The sequence below is a fragment of the Psychrobacillus lasiicapitis genome, assembly GCF_006861795.1.
In the GTDB taxonomy this organism is placed as follows: Bacteria; Bacillota; Bacilli; order Bacillales_A; family Planococcaceae; genus Psychrobacillus; species Psychrobacillus lasiicapitis.
The window spans coordinates 271,215-277,503 of the sequence record NZ_VDGH01000008.1; the positions used below are offsets into that span (position 1 = coordinate 271,215).

Annotated in this window: 7 protein-coding genes; 2 read left to right on the plus strand and 5 right to left on the minus strand. The window is 33.8% G+C overall.

All coding sequences use genetic code 11. The features are described from left to right. Window positions 1–91: 91 nt before the first annotated feature. Both FG382_RS14990 and FG382_RS23015 read right to left on the minus strand, forming a co-directional pair. Complete coding sequence (locus tag FG382_RS14990) at window positions 92–601, minus strand: hypothetical protein (protein ID WP_142539701.1); 510 nt, start codon at window positions 599–601, stop codon at window positions 92–94. 108 nt (window positions 602–709) lie between these two features. Beyond that, a complete protein-coding gene (locus tag FG382_RS23015; protein ID WP_211356406.1) occupies window positions 710–940 on the minus strand; it encodes a hypothetical protein in 231 nt (76 codons plus the stop codon). A gap of 361 nt (window positions 941–1,301) precedes the next feature. Here FG382_RS23015 and istA point away from each other — a divergent pair, with 361 nt between their 5' ends. Next, complete coding sequence (istA, locus tag FG382_RS14995; protein ID WP_229677304.1) at window positions 1,302–2,849, plus strand: IS21 family transposase; 1,548 nt, start codon at window positions 1,302–1,304, stop codon at window positions 2,847–2,849. Beyond that, complete coding sequence (istB, locus tag FG382_RS15000; RefSeq protein ID WP_142539703.1) at window positions 2,846–3,592, plus strand: IS21-like element helper ATPase IstB; 747 nt, start codon at window positions 2,846–2,848, stop codon at window positions 3,590–3,592. The genes istA and istB overlap by 4 nt, the downstream gene beginning before the upstream one ends. A gap of 505 nt (window positions 3,593–4,097) precedes the next feature. Here istB and FG382_RS15005 read toward each other — a convergent pair. The 3 genes from FG382_RS15005 to FG382_RS15015 form a co-directional block, all read right to left on the minus strand. Beyond that, window positions 4,098–4,700 carry a hypothetical protein gene (locus FG382_RS15005; RefSeq protein ID WP_142539704.1) on the minus strand — a complete coding sequence of 201 codons (603 nt, stop codon included), beginning with the start codon at window positions 4,698–4,700 and terminating at the stop codon, window positions 4,098–4,100. 222 nt (window positions 4,701–4,922) lie between these two features. After that, the gene (locus FG382_RS15010; protein WP_142539705.1) at window positions 4,923–5,525 is read right to left on the minus strand and encodes a YdcF family protein; all 603 of its coding nucleotides are present in this window, start codon (window positions 5,523–5,525) and stop codon (window positions 4,923–4,925) included. A 348-nt stretch (window positions 5,526–5,873) separates the two neighbouring features. Next, window positions 5,874–6,289, minus strand: a 416-nt coding sequence (locus tag FG382_RS15015; RefSeq protein ID WP_280525889.1) for a UDP binding domain-containing protein, incomplete at its 5' end; no start/stop codon positions are given.

The following is a 6,289-nucleotide window of genomic DNA, read 5'->3' on the forward strand; positions in this document are numbered from 1 at the left end:
TAGTCACTAGCTTAATAGGAAACTCACTCTGCAGAACGCAAAAAAACGGCCCACCCCTTAATGGAGATGAGTCTGTTTCGTTTTCTTACAGTTATTTATTTATTTTTTCGCAACTATTAAATCTGGGCTTAAACCACAGTGTACTTTCAGTCCACCATTGATGGAAAGGATGAAAATCAGAATTATGTATATTTAAAGTTTGATCATATAAGAGAAGTTCTTTAACAGGTGACCCCTTATCAAAACAACTCTTCAGTAGGTGCAATGTATCAAAGTCTTCAGTAAGTTTTTCAAAATCTATAAATGTATTATCTTCTAAGAAATTTGATCGGCTATAATTTGATAGCAACGTATCTATATCTTTTCCTGTCTCCACGACAAATATCTCAGCTTCCTCCGGCTCTAGTTTGTACCACTCTCCATCATCCATCGTAAAATCTTTAGAAAAATACGATCCCACTTTTTTATTAATGTAAGTTGTGGTCCAGAATCCATATTTAGGTTTAGCCATGTATTCTTGGTTTTGAACTGGTTTTATTTTGGACAAGTCCAAAATGCCATTTCTTGCAACATGTAGTTGTGCATCTAATTTTATTTTCATTTAATACTTCCTCCGAATGCTGTTTTCTCAATAAAATTATATCAAATGGCTTCTAAAGTATAATAAAAAATAGCCCTCCTCCTTGAATGAAGATGAGCCAAATGTTATTTACTTTGAAGTTGTTAATTCTGATAAATCTTTTATAATATGAGAATAGTCCGGCTTAATGTTAAGCAAACGATAAACCTCAGTAGCAAATTCAAAAGAAGTGGATACTGCCCACTTTGTCCCCCCGTATCCTAGACACTTATCTGGATAGAATGGATTACTTGTGAATTCAAAAAACTTACTTGGTTTTATTTTACCTCGAAGTTCATCCTGAAATTTCTTTGGAGACACAGGGATATCATCAATCTCAGATTCTGTAGTATTCTATTCTGGTTTATAGTGTATAAGATCATTTCTTAATCCGATTAGTAAATTAACATTTTTGAACAGTTCATTATGTCCTTTGATTTTTTTCTTTCCACATAGTATTAATAATTCCTGATATTTTGCAATAATTGATAAATCCCTTCTTGATTTGTTTTTATTCCACCATACAATTATCTCTTGTTTGCATTCTTCAGTTAGATGTAAACGCTAAAATAAAATGAACAGTTTCTGCTAAATAACATTGAACACTTTCGCTAATCTAATAGATTTTCAGTAAACTAGATATATTCGTTTATTGGGGGTCAGACAAGTGGAGGGGAAATTAGTGCTTTATTTAGAAATTCATCAACTCGCCAAAAGAAACTTAACAGTTTCTCAAATCGCAAAACAATTTAAAATATCTCGAACGACGGTCTATAAATATTTGGAGATGAGCTTTGAAGAGGCTTTACACCAATTTGAAGAATGTAAAACAAGGAAGAAGAAATTAGATGTGCATCTGGATTGGATAGTTGCCTGGCTTGAGGAGTATCCACACTTAAGCGCGGCTCAGATTAAAGATTGGTTATTAGAAAAGTTTCCAAATCTAGAAATAGGGGACAGTACGGTTCGATTATATGTTCAAGAAGTGAGAGAGAAATATCAAATTGAAAAGACGACTCAAATAAGGCAGTATGAGGCAGTACAACAACAGCCTATGGGGAAACAGATGCAAGTTGACTGGGGAGAAACAAAGCAGAAGACAGTGAGTAAAAGAGAAATAAAACTTTACTTTATCGCGTTTGTTTTGGCACATTCACGTCATAAATATATGGAATGGCAAGTTCGTCCATTTACAACAAGAGATGCGATTCGCTGCCACGAAAAAGCCTTTCATTTTTATGGGGGAATGCCAAACGAAATAGTATACGACCAGGATCACTTACTCTCAGTTAGCGAGAACGCTGGTGATTTAATTTTGACTACCGATTTTCAGTCGTATGTGAAAGAACGAAATTTTCGGGTTCATCTATGTCGTAAGGCAGACCCTGAATCAAAAGGAATGATTGAAAATGTCGTCAAGTTTATCAAAGGAAACTTCGCAGATAGTCGAGTTTTTAAAGATATTGATGACTGGAATGAACGAGCCCTTCAGTGGCTTAAACGTACTGGAAATCACAATGTCCATTATACAACTAAAAAAAGACCTGCAGAAGTGCTTCTCCTCGAAAAGCAACACTTACAACCGGTCTCTAGCCTACTTTCAATAGAAAGTATGAATGAGTCAAGTATATCAAGAAATGTAATGAAGGACAATACGGTTAGGTTTGAGTCTAATCGATACTCTGTACCGATAGGTACTTACAAAGCAAAAGGAAATAATCAGGTATTCATTGAAATAACCGGTTCAAATGACAGGCAGTTAATTATCAGAAATAGTAAGAATGGTGAAGTCATTGCCAAACACGCGGTCAGCAAGGAGAAAGGTATTCTCATAAAGAATAGAAATCATGGTAGGGATCGTTCTAAAGGTATCGAGGCATTAAAAAATGGGCTTTTATCAGCATTTGAAAATGAAGAGGCAGCTAAAGTGTACATAGAGAAAGTGCTGGAGAAATACCCGCGTTATCGTAGGGATCATTTAGAAATTTTTCGTTTAGTTTCGATAAATGATTCAACCTGGTTAGATAAAGCACTTGAGAAATGCATCCAAGAAAACATATATAGCGCGAATGATTTTAAAGACGTTGTACATTACTTAAAAAAACAATCCCAGCAGGAACCATTATTTTCTATAGCAGGCGAGAGCCGGCCGATTAATAAAGCAGATATACCAGTTGAAACACGCCCTTTAAGTACTTACACAAGCATTTTAGGAGGCGATGTTTCATGAATCATACGGTAAAAGAAATTCAGAGCCATTTCAAACAATTACGATTAGCTGAAACAGCAGAGGAGCTACCACAGCTCCTTCGCGAAGCTGAAAAATCCTCATGGACCTATTTAGAATTCCTAGAGGCCATTACCAACTTTGAATTAAAGAAAAGAGACGAAAAAAGTGTGGAAAGAAGATTGAAATGGGCACGATTTCCTTATCAAAAAACCCTGCTGGAATTTAGTATTGAAGCACAAAATTCTTTAAGTGAACGCCAACTTACTCAACTACAAGAAATAAATTGGCTTGAACAACAGTATAATTTGATCTTATTAGGACCACCAGGTGTAGGAAAAACACACTTAGCCGTAGGCTTAGGCATCGAGGCGATTAATAAAGGGTTTCAAGTGTACTTTGTGACAATGGGAGAATTAATTCAATTACTTAAAACCGAAGAATTTGCACATAAATCACAGGTGCAGATGAAACGATTAAGAGCTTCTGATTTAGTTATTATTGATGATTTAATGTACATGGCTATGGATCAACGAGAGGCAAATCTGTTCTTCCAAATGATCAATCATCTTTATGAACAAAGTTCTATTATTTTAACTTCTAATAAGAGTCCTGATCAATGGGGAGAGTTAATGGGAGATGAAGGAATTACCACGGCAATTTTAGATCACCTTTTACATCGTGTGAAGGTAGTACACATGAATGGAGACAGTTATCGGATGAAAAACCGGCAGAATTTGTTTTAGGCAAAAGTGTTCAATCTAAATTAGCAAAAAGTGTTCAATTCTACTTGACGGTTACATTAGAGTCGTAAAGTCATTGGGTTTATCAACTATTTTCTCGAACAATTCATTTATATTGCCTTCAAGAAATGAAACTGAAGCCATAATGCCACCTATTGCATAAGGTTTAACAATTTCCTGACCTGATTGATCTGTTTCGGGGGTGAACTTCTCTTCTAATTCTCCTGGGATGAGGATTTAGAGAATCTTCTTAAAGAAATGGGAGTGTAAGATAGTCCTATAGACGAGATGATTTGTAAAAACCCTTAATTTATAATAATGGAAAAACATCAGCAATTTAATCGATGTGTTTTGTCGCTTCAAAAGTTATTACTAATGCTAGGGTACAATAACGTCCCCTTTCATTAAGTGAGCGATTTTTTATCATTACCTGTTACATATGAATTGTAAGAATAGTGTAGAATTTTTCCTAACACAGAGATGCGATTTTAATATGAATTTCTTATATTTAGATATTGGTAATTGGTTTTTCTTTTGCTAATTCCCTCATAATTTCCTCTTCACTCTTTTTCCCATCCAGTACATTAAAAAGAAAAAAAACCACTTTTCTATAATCATGCACGATACTGTGAAAATCATCTCTGAGTTTTTTACTATCCACAAAATAGTTACTCTCAAGGTTACCGATATAAATCTTCAAATATTCTTCATAATCTTTATTTTGAATCGTTACTTCAAGTAATCTATGCAGATTATTGTACTTCACAAATTTTTTCTTTGTGGAGTCCTCAGTTAGAGACCTTTGTTTAATATAGGTAGAGGATTGACTCACAAATTGTTTTAAATGATTCCTATTATAATTCGAAGGAAAAGGTATGACTTTTTCTTTAATTTTCTTATAGAATATTTTTTCATGGTTTAACGACTCATATCCTTTATTAATTCTATCTTTACTTAGAGCAAAGGTATCCTTAACTTTACTTGCACCTCCTCTGGCAAAAGCAGGAACCCCTTTAATAGCTTCTGGGAGGACCTCCGTTCCAACTTTCACTAACATTTCCTGAGTTTCTTTCTTTTTCAAAATTTCAATTAATTTAGGATCTATCTTCACTTTTATTTCCTCCTCTTTCTAATTAGGTTCTATTATTAGTAATTTAATTTGGACAAACAGTGTAAATTTATTACTAAATCACCCTTTGGTACATGTAAACGTTAAACTAGAATCCCCTTACGAAATAAATCCATAGTAATATCAAAATCAAAGATAGACGTGCGAAGTGATAAAACCTATCCCTTCACTAGACAAACTAGACTAGACATGATTTCATATAAATCATTCATCTTCAAACCATTCCCTTACCGGTGTAATCACTCCGTCAAAATATAAGAAATATCCTCCAATTAGATTCTTATATTCTTTCATGAATAATTCTTCATTTTCTTTCCAACTATCTCTCGTTATAGATTCATGATTGAATGGTACATAAATAAAATTAACATTGGTATCATGGTAAACTCGCTCATAAGCCAACCTGGTTCTTCTCATATGGAAATTACTTGTTACCACTATTGCGGACTTATATTCATGATCCAACAAAATCTCCTTTGTATAATGTGCACTTTCATATGTACTCGTTGCCGCATTCTCTGTTAATATATCGTTACGGGAGATACCAAACGATTCTGCATATTCGATTGTACTATCTGATGAGAGCGCATTCGTTAACAAGACCTTATCCGCATATCCTGAATGATATAATTCAGCCACTTTTTTCATTCTCTCTGAGTTTCCACTATTAAGAATTATTAAGTCGGAATGTTTTACTTCATCTTCATAAAATAAAAAATCAATTAAAAGTGATCTTGGAAAATAAATTATGCTTAATAAAATCAGTGTGATGCATAGAAGAAATATGATTAAACTCCTATTTTTCATTTTGCTTTTCACCCACCTACCTTACTCCTTTTGGGCATTAATCCTATCATAAATAATTATTCAACTATTTTTCTATCATCTAATGAATTCTTTAATGAAAAAGACATAATATTAATCTTGAATGTACCTATCTCAACACGAAAATGAAAAAAATCCGCTGGAAGTGACACAGCCACTTCCAGCGGCCAGTTACTTTCGCTGAAATTAAATTATAAATTCTTTAATTACATTACAAACTTCCTCAAGTTCCTCTTCACTTATGTAAGGATGCATCAGCAAAGTTAATCAGTAGTATACTGGATACAACTTGAATAAAATCCATCAGTTTTTTAAAACAGTGATGATATTTTATAATTTAATATAACGATTTGGCATTTCAATACCTTTGAATGCATTACGCGTATCAAAAACTACTTTTGATTTTTGCGCGATATTCGCATAGTCAAATGTTGTATGGTCTGTCGCTAAAATAACGATATCTACCTCTTCCAATAATTCATCTGTTAATTCAGTAGTTTCTAGTGTTTCGCCGTTCACTCTGAATTTTTCTACATGTGGATCGACTGTTTTGAAATCTGCACCTTGTTGGATTAATAACTCAATTAATTTCAATGATGGAGATTCGCGCATGTCATCGATATCTTTTTTATAAGCTACGCCTAGTAATAGTACTTTTGCGTTACGAAGTGCTTTTCCGTCATCATTTAAAATTTGCATTGCACGATTAATAACATAGTCAGGCATCGAGTTATTAATTTCTCCAG